This is a genomic window from Micromonospora sp. RV43, assembly GCF_001029515.1.
Classification (GTDB): Bacteria; Actinomycetota; Actinomycetes; order Mycobacteriales; family Micromonosporaceae; genus Micromonospora; species Micromonospora aurantiaca.
This window is the reverse complement of record NZ_LEKG01000188.1, coordinates 1-14,939: the sequence shown is the minus strand read 5'-3', so window position 1 is coordinate 14,939 and position 14,939 is coordinate 1. Positions and strand designations below refer to the sequence as shown.

Genomic DNA, 14,939 nt, shown 5'->3' with positions numbered 1-14,939 from the left:
CCCCGTATGCACACCCCTGCCCCAGCGCATCGCCGACCTCGAGGAACGCGCCGACCTCGCCTACCACAGCGGTGACGTGGCCGCCGCGACCGCGGTCTTCAACCTCGCCGCGCTCCTAGCCTCGGACTGTGACATGCCCGACCTGGCCCACACCTGGTGCCACCGGCTCGCCACCGCGGCACTCGACCACGGCAGCGATCCCCAGCACGCACTCGAACCGATCGTGAACCTCGCCCGCCTCCGCATCCGCGCGGGCGACGGCCCCGCCGCCTGGGCCCTGTTGGAAACCCTGTTCCAGGCCATCGACACCCGCACCGACACCCTGATCGACGGCCTCACCATCCCCGTCGCCCGCCTCACCGAGGCACCCGGTGCCCACACCAAGACACGAACCTGGCTATGGGCCGTCCTGCTCGGCACCGGCGCCCACGCCCTCGCCAGCGCCGGACGGTGGGACGACGCCAGCCACCGCCTCACCCAATACAACGGCATCGGCGCACGCATGCTCGACGGCAGGCAGATCAGCGTCATAGCCCATGCCACAGCAGGCCGCTACCGCCAGGCACGCGCGATGCTAGACGCCACCCAACCGGGCGAACCATGGGAAGACGCCGTCACTGCCTGCCTGCTCCTGCTGATGCCAGACTCCGATCCCGCAGACGACCAGGCGAACAAGGCGCTGACCGCCTACCACGCCCTCGGACCCGCCAAGCCCGGACTCACCGTCTTCCACACCCGGCTTGGCCTCACCCTTCTAGACGCCCTCGATAACGATCACCCAGCCGCCGAGCAGCTCGGCGTCGAACTGATCCAACACGCTGCTGGCGACGGGTACGCCGCACGCGATCTACTGACTCATCCCACTTGCCTCGCCGCCGCCCACCATCAACGGGTCAATCAGCTCAAGACGCTCGTATCAACATGCGGCTTGGACGCAGGCACCCTGTCGGCGGCGCAGCAAAGAGCCCTGCTCCGCGCGCTCGACATGGCCGAATCGGTAATCCGTGCCCCTTCGGGCGCTCTACCAGCCGTCCCGCGGGGCAGCTGAACGGCGTCCGTCCTCTCTGGGCGCACAGCGCTGCTCCTGGCCGCAGCCGGTGGCGCTCTTTGCCGATCGTCTTTGCCGGGCTTCGTCAGGGGGAGCACGGCTCTCAAGTACGGCATCAACCCGCCGATCTCCCAGGCGACCGAGAGCCAGGCTGCTACCATCTGCACCGCTTCGGCCACACGTCCGCCGCTTAGCGGTGGACTTGTGGGTGGGGCTGTTGGTTGGATCACGCGGCCGGGGGGTTGCCGCTTCGTTCGTTCGCGGACGATGTTCCCCCGGCCGTTCCAACCGCTGGCCACCGATGCAGGCAGGGGTAGGCATGGAAATCCGGAACATTGGTGGCCGGCCACACACGGACATAGCCGGCGCAGCCGAGCTGACCGGACGGTCCGAACAGACGGTGCGGCTCAAGACGTCACCGAAGCAGCGCGCCCAAGGGTCAGGCTGGCCCGCGTCGGTCAAGCAGGACAAGAAGGCGTGGCTTCCCATCGACGAGCTGAAGCACGTCCGGGATGTCCTCCTACCGCAGATCGTGGAATCCTCCCGAGCGCGGGTCCATCATGTCGACCTCAACGGCGACCCCGAGGAGCTCATCTCCGCCACCGAGTTCCGGGAGATTCTCACCATCACGCAGGGCGGGTGGGACAAGTACGTCGGAATGAGCAAGGCCGTGTGGGACCGCGGCGAGGACGGCTACCTTCCCATGCCTGACCGCGAAGAACCCGCACCAGTACAGGGATCTACTCGTTACTGGAAACGCAGACGCGTGCAGGAATGGATCAACACCCGGAGCGGGAAGGTGCTCAGCGCCACGCCGCCCGATTTGCCAACCAGTGACTCCTAATGCAGCCGCTGCCTGAAGCGAATTTGCCGTAAGGCAAGACGACTGCTTCCGGATGTAGACCCATTCGCACCACTCGACGCCCGCTAGCCCGCCCGGTCCGACAGCCGTCTCGCCGCTTGGGCTGAATCGACCTTCGGTCGATGGCCTCCAGCCGGGTCAGCGTCCCGCCGCTGAACCGCGGCGCCTCGCCGGCGAGGCAGGCTCCGGGAAGGGGGAGGCAGCGCCGATCCTTCCCGGCGACCTGACCCCACAGTGCCAACCATGTTTGGCTGTGGGGGTCAAGCCACACCCCAGGCTTGACCCCCACAGCCAAACATGGTCGATCAAAGATCAGGCCACCGGGAAGGCTCTCTGACGCACATCACATAACCGGCTGCGCCGACCAATTCACCAATCAGCACGTAGAGAAACGTTAGTAGATCATGCGTTATTAATTACCGACGGTTACACATTGGCCACGCTGGAATTTCACGAATTGAACGGTCTCAAGTGGACTCTGCGGGGCTGGTCATGTATCATTAAATACATGAGGGAGGGGACGGCAACCCCCGCCCTCGCAGCCAACACCCCAACCGAAAGGGATCAACGGTGAGCAACGCGCTCGACACCATCCCCCTGGCCGCCCGGCACGCGACGCTGCCGGACCTGCACCGCATCCTCGACCTCCAGCAGGCGCACAAGCTCGACATCGTCGCTGGCACGGCGATGCTGCGAGCCGAGGCCGGACACCTGCGCATCACCGGCGCGGAACCCATCCTCAGCGAATCGGGTGTCACCCCCTCCGACGGGCTCTACCGGCCCACCGAACTGGGCGACGCGGGACTCGGCGAAAAGCTCGGCATCCCCACCAGCTACCTGCGCAAGACCCGCGCGCAGGCACTGCACCTCTACGACGCCAACATCAACGGCTGGCTCGACCTCAGCCAGGGCAAGCGCTATCTCGCCCGCTGCCTGTCCGACGGCAACGGTGGCGGCATCCTGCGCGCCTTCCTTAGCGACGGATACAAGATCATCGACAACCTCGACGTGCTGATGGCCGTCCTGTCCGGCATCCGCGAGTCGGGCATGAACGTCAAATTGGATTGCGACCTAAGCGAGCGCCGGATGGTCGTCCGCGTGCACTCCGAGGCCATCAAGACCCTCGCCCGCAACCTGCTGCGCAACTACCGCAGCCCCTTCACCGGAGCCACCGGCGCGGACAACCCGACCGTCTTCGCCGGTCTCGTCTTCACGAACAGCGAGACAGGCTCTGGCGCGTTCACCGTCACTCCCCGCATCGTCGTACAGGTCTGCGACAACGGCCTCACCATCACCAAAGACGCCCTGCGAGCAGTGCACCTCGGCGCGAAGATGGACGAGGGCACCATCCGCTGGAGCAACGACACCCACCAGGCGAACCTCAACCTGATCGGCAAGCAGACCCGCGACGCGGTGCGCCGCTTCCTCGACGTCCGCTACGTGCAGCGCAAGATCGAAGAGATCGAGGAGAAGGCCGGCCGCCGCGTCCCCGACCCCGACCACACCATCCGGGTCATCGCCCAGCGGCTGCGGTTCACCGAGGACGAGCAGCGGCTCGTCCTGAACCACTTCATCGACGGCGGCGACCGCACGGCCGGAGGCATCATGCACGCCGTCACCAGCGCCGCAAAGACCCTCACCGACCCCGACGCCGCGTACGAGATGGAGGGCGTCGGCATCCGGGCGATGGAAATCGCAGCCACGCTCTGACCCGAGCTCCGGGTGCCGCTGGCGCAACCCGCCAGCGGCACCCGGACCCAGCGCCCAGCCGCACGGCTGACCGCGTCGACGCGCATCGAGCACGCCGACGCGGGCTACCGCTCCCGCACCGCACGGCCACAGCCATCGGGCCTTCAACCCGCCCGCAGCCGTGCGCTGCAAACCCACCGCTGCGCACCTTGGGAGAAGCCATGCCCCTGTTCATCGGGTTGCCCCACGGCGTGTCCCTGCCCCGCAACCTTGCCGAGCCCGACGCCCGACACCTCGTCTCCGTGCTCGCCCGCACCTACCAATGGACCGGACCGCTGTTCGGCCGGGCAGAAGTCGAGGCGTACCTACGCGCCCAGGCCGACGACCCCGGCAGCCTCCACGACCCAGCCCTGAACACCGAGGAGTGGCGCCGCGTCCAGAACACCGCCGCATGGAAGAACCTCGCGGCAACAGCCCGCCGTGCAGTCATCACCGCCGACGTGATCGGCCAGGCACTGCGCCAAGCCGGCTTGTACTGCGCCCAATGTGACTCCCCCATCGCCGGTCCCTCGACCGCCAATTGGGGGCTCTGCCCCACCTGCCTCAACGCCGCCGACATCCGCGACCTGCAAACCCGCCCCTGCCCAGCCGGCGACGGCGTAAGCCCTCACCGCTGGAACAGCGCCACCTGCACCGAATGCACGATGCCCGCACCAGCCGCCCGCCCCCGCTTCACCGCCGTCGCCACAGCCGCCTAACAGCCGTGCGACGTTCCTCCTTTCAGTGGCAACTTCGCAGCGACCCGACACGGATCCGCCAGCGCCGCTGAACGCAGCGGCCTCGAAACCACCGGTCAGGCCCGGACGGCAACCCGGGCCTGACCGGCCAACCAACAAACCCACAACCGAAGGGAGCACACCGGTGCTCACGATCACCGCAACCGGCGCGCAGCCCAGCGCGGAGACCGACCAGCCCATCCCGGACGGGCTGCCCGACCTGTCGACCACCTCCACCGACCCGGCGGAGGCAGCCGACACCGAGCACACCGTCGCCAAGCCCGCCCTGCCCGGCGGCTACGAACTGCTGCCCATCAAGCAGATCAAGCCCAACCCCGACAACGTTCGCGACGACGCCCAAGCCCTGCGCGGCATCGTGGAGAACCTGCAAGAGGACGGCGTTCGCGGGCTGCTCGCCCCGGTCATCGTCACGCCGCTTGACGACGACACGTACCTGATCATCGACGGCGAGCAGCGATACTGGTCCGCCGTCGAAGCCGAGCAGGAGTACATCCCGGCCATCGTCCGGGACGACCTGGCCGGCAACCGCGAGCAGATCATCAGCATGTTGCGGCAAGTCCACCGCAAGGACCCCACCGCCGCACAGGTGTCCCGAGGCATCCAGCAGCTCGCACTTGAGGGCATGAGCGACGAGGAGATCGCCCGCAGCACCGGCTACCACCCCGAACAGGTCAAGGCCGGCCGCTGCGTCGCCACCCTGGACAAGCACACCGCCGAGCGCACCCACGCACTCGGACTGGATTTCACCCAGGCTGCCGCCCTCGCCGAGTTCACCGACGAACCCGACACCATCGAAACGCTGTTGCAGGAAGCCGAAGACGCCGGACCGTTCGCGTTCGCCCGAGCAGTCGAACAGGCCCGCTCCGCCCGTAACGCCCGCGAAGCCGAAGCCGCACGCCGCGCCGAGCTGACCACCGCCGGGGTGGCCCTGCTGACCGAACACCCCAGCTACCACGACGCGAAGGTCAAGGAGATCAGCGACCTCCGCGACGCCGAAGGCCAGCGCATCACCGCCGAGGACCACAGCGACTGCCCCGGCCACGCCGTCCTGCTGTACCTGGCCTACGACCACCGCCTCACCGAGCGCACCTACTGCACCGACTGGCGCAAGCACGGACACACCCAGTACAGCTACAGCACCACCACTCGCAGCGGCCCCATGACCGAGGGAGAAAAGGCCGAGCGGCGGCGCGTCATCGAGAACAACAAACTGATGGAAGCCGCGAACACCGTCCGCCGTGAGTGGCTGACCAACCTGCTCGCTGGCAAGACCCCACCCAAGGGCACCAACAAGCTCATCGCGGAGATGCTGGCCGACTCCGGCTACCTCCTGTCCACCTGGGTCAACGGCGGCCGGAAGATGCTGGACGACCTCCTCTCGCCTGGCAAGACCAAGCGCGCCGGCACCAGCCGCGTCCCGGCCCGCGTCAGCGACGCCCGCTACACGGTCATCTCCCTGGCCGCCATCGCCGCCGCGAACGAAAGCGCCATCACCCGCACCTCCTGGCGTGCCCCGGACCCGGCCGTCGCGAAGTGGTTGCAGTGGTGCATCACCAACGGCTTCCAGGTCGGCAAGGTCGAACAGCTCATCATCGACGGCGTCGTCAACCGCGCCACGAACCGGCGAACGGCCCCCGCCGTAGCCACGAACACGGAGCCAGACGACCCGCAGCCTGCCCGCCCCGAGGCCGAACCCGAGCAGGCAGAGAGCGAGGGCCACGGCGTTGACGCGGCAACCGCCGCTGCTGCTGACACCGCAGTTGCCGACACGGAGGCGGACCCCGACACCGGGTGCAACCTCGCCGCCTAGCCGCTGCCGGTCGGGGGCCACAACCGGCTCCCGACCGGCACCACCCAAGACCAATTTTGTCCCGAGCCCGTCGTGCTCCAGGCCGTTGCTCCCGCGGCCACCGGGCGGGCCGGAACACGTCCGCGTCCCATCAGGTCCGCTGCCGGCCCGCCCTGCCAGCTCCGCGTGCGCCACAATCCGCGCTCAGCCCACACACTCGATGCCTGTGTAGTAATGACTCTCTCCGGAGACGGCGAACCTCCGGGGGCCCACCACACCACCCACGGGGTTCGACCATGCCAAACCGGCCGCTCAGCCAGAACGCGACCACCACACCAGTACGGCACCCACCTGGCCAAGCCCCGCTCGACGGACAGCGGGATATCGCGCGGCTGCTCGGAGGCGATGGCCGCTGGCGCCTCTTCCGGGACAACAATCCCCACGGCCTCCGGCTCGATACCTACAGCGACAGGTGGACTCTCACTCGCGAGTTCCACGTCCACATCAACGGCACCGACGGTGAACGATGGGACATGATCACCGAACCATCGCCCGTCTGCCTCGGGGGATGGGACGCCCAGCGCTGCGAGTACGTGGCGCGCAGGCTGCCGACCGGGCAGGTGATCGCCAGGGGCGACACGCAATACGGGGTCCTGGCGCGCGCCGCGCGACGGTGCCTTCCCAATGCCCGGCACCACCCACCGCGGGGCCAGTGACCACAGCGCCCCAGCGCCCTTGGGGCGACTGCTCGGCGGAGGCCGGGGGGTTAGTTTGGCGAACTCCCCCCGGCCGCCTGGCATCCGACGCCACACGGGCCCCAACGAACCCTTACGCCGGACGCGTGCCGCCCATCGTACGGCAGCCCCCAACCATCGGCCGTGAAGCAGACCATGAGAAGCGTCCTCAGCCGCCATCCGCCGACCATGCGGCTCGCCCACCAGTGCGTACGGCATCATCACTCCATGTCCACGCGCTCCCCACACGGCCGCGATGTCGTCAACCGGGTCGAAGCAGCGGCGATGCTCGGCATCTCCGTCAGCCACCTCGACCGGCTCTACCGCGAGCGCGACAGCAACGGCTTCCCCGAGCGCGCCGCCGACGGCCGCACATGGCACCGTCAGGACATCGCCAAATACGAACTGCCACGCGAACAGGCCACGCGCAGCGCACGCGACAGCGTCGACCGCTCCGGGGACCCGGACGAGTTGGTCGACACCGCGACAGCGGCCCGCATCCTCGGCTACCGCGACCGAAGCGCCCTCGCCGGAAACAACCCCGTGTGGCTACGGCTGCAGCAGCAGGTGGATGACGAATCGTCGACCCCATCCGGCCGCAAACGCAGACGGTGGAAGCGCCGCACCGTGTGGGAGATCGCGGAAAACCGCATCGGCAAGGGAGGCGCGACGCGAACCGGACGGCCAGCCGGCACTCCCCACGGCCACCCCGACCGCTCCGGCAAGCCGGACGAACTGGTGGGCAAAGCCGAAGCCGCCCGAGTGCTCGGCTACAGCACCGCCAACGCCCTACCCAGTCGCGTGCTGGAGCGCGCCGATGAGCAGACAGCAGGCCCAAAGGGGCGCTACCGCCGCAAGTGGAGGCGCGAAACGCTGTGGGCCATCCTGGACGAGCAGGGCACACCCCCCACCCCTGATCTGCTCAGCTAGCCCTCGGCGTAGGGCTGCCGCCGACCCCGACCGATCACCGTACTTCCGCTCACGAGACGCCCGGCCCTGGCGGGCCGGGTAAACCGGAAGCGGCCTCCGGCCGCACTGCCCAAACCCCTTCACCGGTGGGGGCCGCGACAGGCTAGCGACGTGCTCGCTCCGGTCAAGTCCGGGCGCGGCTCGGAAACATCATGCACACCCCGCATGATCTTTCCTCGAAACCCCGCGCCCGGACTTGACCTCCACTGCGCGCGCCGCGGGTCGAGTGAACTCGCCCCCCACCGCCAAAGGAAGTGGGGGGACGCGCCGTGTCCGTACACGGCAGCGTGATCGGCGTAGCCGCCGGCAAACCACCGTCAAGATCATCGAAATTTCTCGACCATCCAGGCCGAATCGGATAGATCCATACCATCAGAAGAGGTATAGTAATGATTGTTCGGAGGGGACGGCGAACCCCCACCGCACATCACACAAACCCCAACCCAAAGGAGACGCATGGACTCCCACGACGTCGGCACTCCGCCGATCGTCGAGGGGTACGGCTGCACGACGTGCGGCGTACCCCTCACCGTGATCACCACCCAGGGCGGCGGAAGGACGTTCCTTCATCCCCGCAGCAGCAACGACGACCACGAACCCAACCCGGTGCCGCTCGCACAGCTCGCGCACGTCGAAATGACCTGCGATTTTTGCTCCGCGCCTCGCCCGGTGGCGTCGTTCACCTTCGCAAAGCTCGAAATCGCCATGACGACCGCACCCGACGTCAGCGGCATGGCGATGCACAACCTCGGCGGCAGTTGGGCAGCGTGCGAGGGATGCGCGCGCCTGGTCGAGCAGCGCGACCCCGAAGGGCTGACCGCTCGCGCCGTCAAACGCGCCCGCCGCCGTGGCCTGTCGGATGACGCGCAGAGCTTCTTCCGACCCCTGCACCAAGCCCTCTTCGCCGCCACTCCCAGCACACCGGCACGACAACCGCTCCCCTACGGGGCGAACAACCGCAGTTGCCCTCCCGCGCAGGACGCCGCTCCCGCCCCCGAGGTACGGTCGCTGCGCCCGCAGATGCTGCCAAAGGTGCGGGACCGGCTCGTGCGTTTCTGGCGCACGTCCGGCGGCTCGTATCTCCTGCGCCTGCTCGACAGCGGCGAGACGTACAAGATCCCCGGGCACCTGTTCCCCGGTGCCCCAGTCGACGCCCCCGCCGCGATCGTTGACGCCCGCAACCCCGAAGCACTGCGCCAGTACACCGCCCTGATGGCAAACCATGCGGAAAACGGACGCGTGTTCTGGATCGACCCCGATTTCACCGCCCTCGCCGCGCACGCGGCGCGCGATCTTCCTGACGTGCGCGTCGAGCAAGTCGAGATGCCGGCATCCGACGGCCTGCTCGTCTGGCACACGCCGATTTATCAGCCGGTGGAGCCACACACCGGGCTAACGGTGCCAATCGTCGCAGCACAGTGGGGACCGATCCCCGGTGGCGTTTGGATCACCTTCTACACCCCCGCAGAAACCCTCCTACAGGGTCAGCAGCCCACCGAGTTGGAATTGCAGGGGCTGCGCGAGCGCATCGGCTGGCTCGCCCCAGTCAGTAGCGGCGCTGGACTGCGCTTCGGTCAGCCGTACGCACCCAACAGCGAACAGACGCGCCTGATGCTGTGCTCCCTGATCGCCACGTGGATCCTGTCGACGCAGCCCGACGCCGAAGTCACCGAGGAACCAGCCGACAAGGCGACGCGCAAGGCATACCAGCGCGCCAACCGACCCGCGCCAACGGTGCGGCTGGTACGGCTGCGACGCAAACAGCAGGCCCGCCAGGACAGCCCCGACGGCACGACCACGCGCGTCTACACCCGCCGATGGTGGGTCGCCGGATTCTTCCGGCAGCAGCCCTACGGCCCCGGCCGCGGACTGCGCCGCCGAACCTACGTCCGCCCTCACATCAAGGGACCGGCCGACGCCCCGCTCATCCTGACCGATCAGGTTCACGTGCTCGGCGACGCCCGCAAGCGACACCAGCCGTAGAGACGTCACAGGGGAGCCGGCCTCGCCGGCTCCCCTGTGACCCGTCAATGGCAACACCTCGACAAATAAGGGCGTGATCGACGTAGCCGCCGGCACATCAAAGTCACTGAGGTTTCTCGACCGTGCCGGCCGAATTGGATAGACCGACACCATCGGATTAGGTATAGTAATGATTGCTCGGAGGGGACGGCGAACCCCCACCGCGCACCACACAAACCCCAACCCCAGGGAGCACCCGAATGCAAACGGCGTGGCAAACGATCCTGCTCGCAATCACCACCGCCAACCTCGTCGCACTCCTGGTACAAAACCGACGACTTCGCACCGCCCTCGCCACCGCCCGCCACGAGGCCGACCACGACCCGCTGACCGGCCTGCCCAACCGCCGCGCGCTCCTACGCCACCTGAACGCGCTGCTGGCCGACCGCGCCCGGCCCGTCAGCGTCGCCCTGCTCGACCTCAACGACTTCAAAGCAATCAACGACCAACATGGGCACGCCGCAGGCGACAGCCTGCTAATCCACGTCGCGGACACCCTCACCGCACTCGACCTACCCACTGCCTACATCGGCCGAATGAGCGGCGACGAGTTCTTGATCGTCACCGATGGCGGCGAACGCACCAGCCGCGAGAACGCCACCGCCGCAGCCGATGCCCTCGACCGCAGCACGCTCGCGATCTTCGGTGAGCCCGTCAACTGCCGCGCAAGCGTTGGCCTTGCGATGGCCGACCACGGCACCCGTACGGCCTCCGGCCTGCTCACTCGGGCTGATGCTGCTATGTACGACGCCAAGCGCCACGGCGCAGCCGTCCAGGTGTGGCACCACACCACCGCAACCACCGCTACCAAGGCAGCCGCCTCACGCCGCCGCTACCGCTAACGCCCCGGCGCGGCCCGGGTCACCCCACCCGGGCCGCCCTCCCCCTCGCACCACGCGCGCCATCCGGGCGGAACGGCGAACACCGCCCCACACGAACGCCAACACGAGGAGCCCCTATGTCTGTCCTCACGGCACCCACGACATTGATCCCGGCGGCAACGCCCGCCGTCCGCCGCGCCGGTCAAATCCTGGCCATGCTTGAAGACGCCCGCCGCCGCATGGCGCACGTCATCAGCCACCTCGACTTGTGCGACCACCGCCCCGCGTGGCCCTCCGAGCCGGTCCACGACCTGGCCACCGCTGTACAACTGCGCGCCGCAACCGTCGCACTAATCAAGTACGCCCGCCGGCACCACTGCGAGGACTGCAACCCCGGACGAATGCGCGCCACCCTGCGACTGGCCGCGATGCTGCTCGACCTCTGGCAGCACGGCAAGCATTACGTGCAGCGCCCCAACCTGTACCCGATCACGCTCGCCCACAGCGCGCACCGGCTGTTCAGCGACTGCGCCGGATGGACCACCACCGGCGACCCCGGACGCCTGCTCGGCCAGCACCCCTGACCCCGCGCCCGCCCGGCCGCGCGCAGCGGCTCGGCGGGCGCACGCGAGACGTCGTCGGCGCGCATCGAGCACGCCGCCGCCGGCTGCCGCTCCCGACTCTCACCCCACGTCCCACAGCGCATCCACGGGTCAGCCGCCATCCACCAGGCCGGGGGCTGACCCGACATCACCCAACACGCCCCCGTGCGACACGACCTCCGGCGCAGGCGGCCGGCCACGACGCGGCATCACCGACCCCAACTGCGCGATGCGCTCGCGCACCGCCTTACCGTCCACCGTCCGCCGCAGCGCCCGAACCCTGCTCACGTCCACACCGGCCAACTCAGCGGCCAACCCGTCGTCACGGAGAATCGCCGCAAGGACCACCACCGACAGTTCATGTGCTGCCGTTGCGTCCCGAACCTCCCCGTCTACCTTTGCCAGCAACTCGTGCCGCCGCTCTGCAGCATCCGCAAGCGCCGACGCCGATTGCTCGACAGCCCGCACGGCACGCCGCTCGACCTCCTGCCGCGCCCGAAGCGCACGGACCGCATCATTCCCCGTTCGACTCGCCATATCCCGACCGTAGCGACTTTCGGATCCCACCAACATATCCCGAGCCTGCCGTCTTGCCTATTCGTTCGATCCTGGCCGCAATTTCAGGAATCACCTCGAACCTTCACTCGGACCAGCCACACAGCTTCCTACCTGCACGAACGCCCACCCTCACGATTCTCACTCCCTTAGAGGCGACACACCCTCTTGCATTCTCCACCACCCACCTTCTAGTTGATCTTCTACGGTTTTCCCATGTTGTCCATCACGCGAATCTCGCCCGGCAGCGGATATCGCTATCTGATGGAGCAAGTCGCGGCCGGTAGGCACGACATGCGCGCCCCGACCACCGGGGGCCCGGCCCCGTACTACATGGACCCGACGGCGCGGGGTGAGAGCCCCGGCTGGTGGGCTGGCGACGGCGCCACGGTCCTCGGAATGAGCGGCTGGGTCACCGAGAGCCAGATGCGCTTCCTTGTCGGCCAGGGACGCCATCCCCGCGCCGGCTATCAGCTCGGACAGCGGTGGCGCACCTACGCGCCGCAGACAGACGCGTATCGGACCGTAGCCGCACAGCGAGCGCTGTCACTCCTGCCTGACGACGCCACGGTCGAACAGCGCGACAAGGCGTGGTACGACGCGATGACCGCCCCAGAGCGACGGGCTGTGTCCGCGTTCGACGTCACCGTGTCTCCGGTCAAGTCCGTGTCGCTGCTGTGGGCCTTCGGCGACGACGACGTCAAACGCGACGTCATGGCCGCCCACCACGCCGGGGTGCGGGTCGTGCTCGACCACCTACAACGGCACGGCGCCTATGCCCGCGCCGGCGCCGGGGGCGTCCGCCAACTCGACACCGCCGGCCTGGCGGCCATGGTCTTCGACCACCGCCTCAGCCGTGAACGTGACCCCCAACTCCACGCGCACATCGTGGTCTCCGCCAAAGTTCAAGCCCACAGCCACGACGCGAAACCCCAGTGGCTCGCCCTCGACGGCCGGGCCCTCTACCGCGCCGCGATCGGCGCCCGCGTCGCCTACGAACGCGCGATCGAAGCCGAGCTACGCCAGCGCCGCGGCATCACCTTCGCCCCACGCCCCGACACCGGCATCCGTGAGATCGTCGGCATCAGCGACGACTCCCTGCGCCACTACGCCAAACGTCGCGCCACCATCACCGAAGAGATCCACCGCGGCGCGTCCCCGCTTCAGCGGATGGCACCGCGACAATGGCGCACTCGCGCCCAGGACGCCACCCTGCGCACCCGCCGCCCTCACAAAGGCGCCGAGTCGACCCACGAAGCCGTGCGCCGCTGGCTCGCCGAAGACCGCAAGATGGGCCTCGACACACAAGGGCAGATCCAACGTCTTCTCACCGGGCACGCGCACGATGACACCGCCGCCATCGCGCTGCGGGTGCTGCGCCGGGCCCGCGGTCTCGCAGCCGACCCCGCCGCCCTAGACGAGGCCACGCTACGGGACGCCACCGCCCAGCTTCGCGTCCCCCGTGCACGCCGCACGCACGTCATCGACGCCGCCGTCCGCGCCGACGACCGGTTGGCGGTCGCCCGCGCCGTGCACACGCTCAGCCATCAGCGCGCCGTCTTCGGCCACGACCACCTCGAACTCGCCATCGGCCAGGTCCTCGACATCACACCCGGGCACTCGCCCGCCGCGGACTGGCAACGCGTGCAACGCCTCGCCGCGCGCGCCGTCACCGAAGGGGCTGGAGGCCTCCGCGTCCTGACTCCCCCCGCGCTCGTGCAGTGGGGACCAAGCCTGCAACGAGCCAGCGACCTGCACAGCGAATACACCCGCCACCGGGACCTGCACCTGACCACCCACGCCGTCCTCGCCGCCGAGCACCAAGTCATCGCCTACGCCCGCCAACGCGGCGCGCAGCCCGCACCTGCCGAGGCCGTCAACGCCGCCATCGAGCGGATGGACCTGTCCGGAGAGAAAGCCGAGGTACTGCGGTTCCTCATCGGCGACGACCGGCACATCACCGGCGTCATCGGTCCCGCCGGCACCGGCAAGACGCACCTTCAACGGGCCGTCGTCGCCGCAGCCCACGCCGCAGGCATACCGGTGCTGGGTCTCACCGTCGGTCAGGCCGCCGCCAACCTGCTCGCCGACGCCACCCGCCAACCCGACGGGACCACCCTGCGCACCGAGAACGTCGCGCGGTGGCTGCACGCGCAACATCGTCCCCCGCCCGGCACCCGAGCCCGCCACTGGGCGTTCGCACCCGGGCAATGGGTCATCGTCGACGAGGCATCCCAGGTCTCCAGCCACGATCTGGCCCGCATCACCGCCCAGCTCGACCAGGTACGCGGCAAGCTCATCCTCGTCGGCGATCCCAATCAGACATCCGCCGTCGGACCCGGTGGGCTGCTCCGCTACCTCGCCACCCTCGGCGTCACCACTTCCCTGTCGCACGTGCATCGCTTCACCCACGCCTGGGAAGGCCCCGCCTCACTGCGGCTCCGCCACGGCGACCCCACCGTCCTAGACGAGTACGACCGGCGCGGGCGCCTCGTCGGCGGGCACCGCCGCCACCTCGTCGACCAGATGCTCACCCGGTGGCTCGCCGACATCACCGCCGGCCGCCGCAGCATGATGCTCGTCGACACCACCGAAGAGGCCAGCGACATCGCCCACCACGCCCGCAATCTGCTCATCGCCGCGGGCCACGTGCAGCCCGGCCGAGGCGTCCGCCTGCGGGACGGCAACCTGGCCAGCGTGGGCGACATCATCGTCACCCGACGCAACGACCGGTGCATCGCCGCCGGCCCCGACTACGTCACCAACCGCGACCAGTGGCGCATCAAGGCCGTCACCCGCGACGGGCAACTCCACGTCACCAACATCACCACCGGCACAAACGCCGTCCTGCCCGCCGCCTACACCGCCCAGCACACCCACCTCGCGTACGCCCAAACCGTCGACTCGGTCCAAGGACAGACCGTCCACACCGCCCGCGCGCTCATCGACGACAACACCTCCCTCGCCCGCGTCTACGTCATGCTCACCCGCGGCCGAGCGCTCAACGAGGCGTACGTCGTCACTGACGACGACCCCCGCGAAGGCACCCCA

11 protein-coding genes are annotated in these 14,939 nt (G+C 68.7%); 10 read left to right on the top strand and 1 reads right to left on the bottom strand.

Annotated features, from left to right (window positions below):
• The 9 genes from ABD52_RS39910 to ABD52_RS31510 all read left to right on the top strand — a co-directional run.
• A partial coding sequence (locus ABD52_RS39910) for a hypothetical protein (protein ID WP_047894142.1) occupies window positions 1-1,048 on the top strand: 1,048 nt, incomplete at its 5' end.
• A gap of 319 nt (window positions 1,049-1,367) precedes the next feature.
• Complete coding sequence (locus ABD52_RS31545) at window positions 1,368-1,892, top strand: hypothetical protein (RefSeq protein ID WP_047894145.1); 525 nt, start codon at window positions 1,368-1,370, stop codon at window positions 1,890-1,892.
• Between the two features lie 588 nt (window positions 1,893-2,480).
• Window positions 2,481-3,620 carry a DUF932 domain-containing protein gene (locus tag ABD52_RS31540; protein WP_030500413.1) on the top strand — a complete coding sequence of 380 codons (1,140 nt, stop codon included), beginning with the start codon at window positions 2,481-2,483 and terminating at the stop codon, window positions 3,618-3,620.
• Between the two features lie 200 nt (window positions 3,621-3,820).
• Complete coding sequence (locus ABD52_RS31535; protein WP_030500412.1) at window positions 3,821-4,357, top strand: hypothetical protein; 537 nt, start codon at window positions 3,821-3,823, stop codon at window positions 4,355-4,357.
• A gap of 163 nt (window positions 4,358-4,520) precedes the next feature.
• A complete protein-coding gene (locus ABD52_RS31530; protein ID WP_082171427.1) occupies window positions 4,521-6,206 on the top strand; it encodes a ParB/RepB/Spo0J family partition protein in 1,686 nt (561 codons plus the stop codon).
• A gap of 941 nt (window positions 6,207-7,147) precedes the next feature.
• A complete protein-coding gene (locus tag ABD52_RS37700) occupies window positions 7,148-7,849 on the top strand; it encodes a hypothetical protein (protein WP_143025372.1) in 702 nt (233 codons plus the stop codon).
• A gap of 495 nt (window positions 7,850-8,344) precedes the next feature.
• Complete coding sequence (locus ABD52_RS31520) at window positions 8,345-9,871, top strand: hypothetical protein (protein ID WP_047894141.1); 1,527 nt, start codon at window positions 8,345-8,347, stop codon at window positions 9,869-9,871.
• A gap of 239 nt (window positions 9,872-10,110) precedes the next feature.
• Window positions 10,111-10,752: a GGDEF domain-containing protein gene (locus ABD52_RS31515; protein WP_053065519.1), complete on the top strand. Its 642-nt coding sequence runs from the start codon at window positions 10,111-10,113 to the stop codon at window positions 10,750-10,752.
• A 194-nt stretch (window positions 10,753-10,946) separates the two neighbouring features.
• Window positions 10,947-11,315, top strand: coding sequence for a hypothetical protein (locus tag ABD52_RS31510; protein WP_151012585.1), 369 nt, complete (start codon window positions 10,947-10,949; stop codon window positions 11,313-11,315).
• 129 nt (window positions 11,316-11,444) lie between these two features.
• On the opposite strand, the gene ABD52_RS31505 is transcribed toward ABD52_RS31510, so the two are convergent.
• Window positions 11,445-11,870: a hypothetical protein gene (locus tag ABD52_RS31505; RefSeq protein WP_151012587.1), complete on the bottom strand. Its 426-nt coding sequence runs from the start codon at window positions 11,868-11,870 to the stop codon at window positions 11,445-11,447.
• A gap of 234 nt (window positions 11,871-12,104) precedes the next feature.
• On the opposite strand from ABD52_RS31505, the gene mobF reads away from it, so the two are divergent.
• Window positions 12,105-14,939: MobF family relaxase (gene mobF / locus ABD52_RS31500; protein ID WP_152748342.1), on the top strand; the 2,835-nt coding region annotated here is incomplete at its 3' end.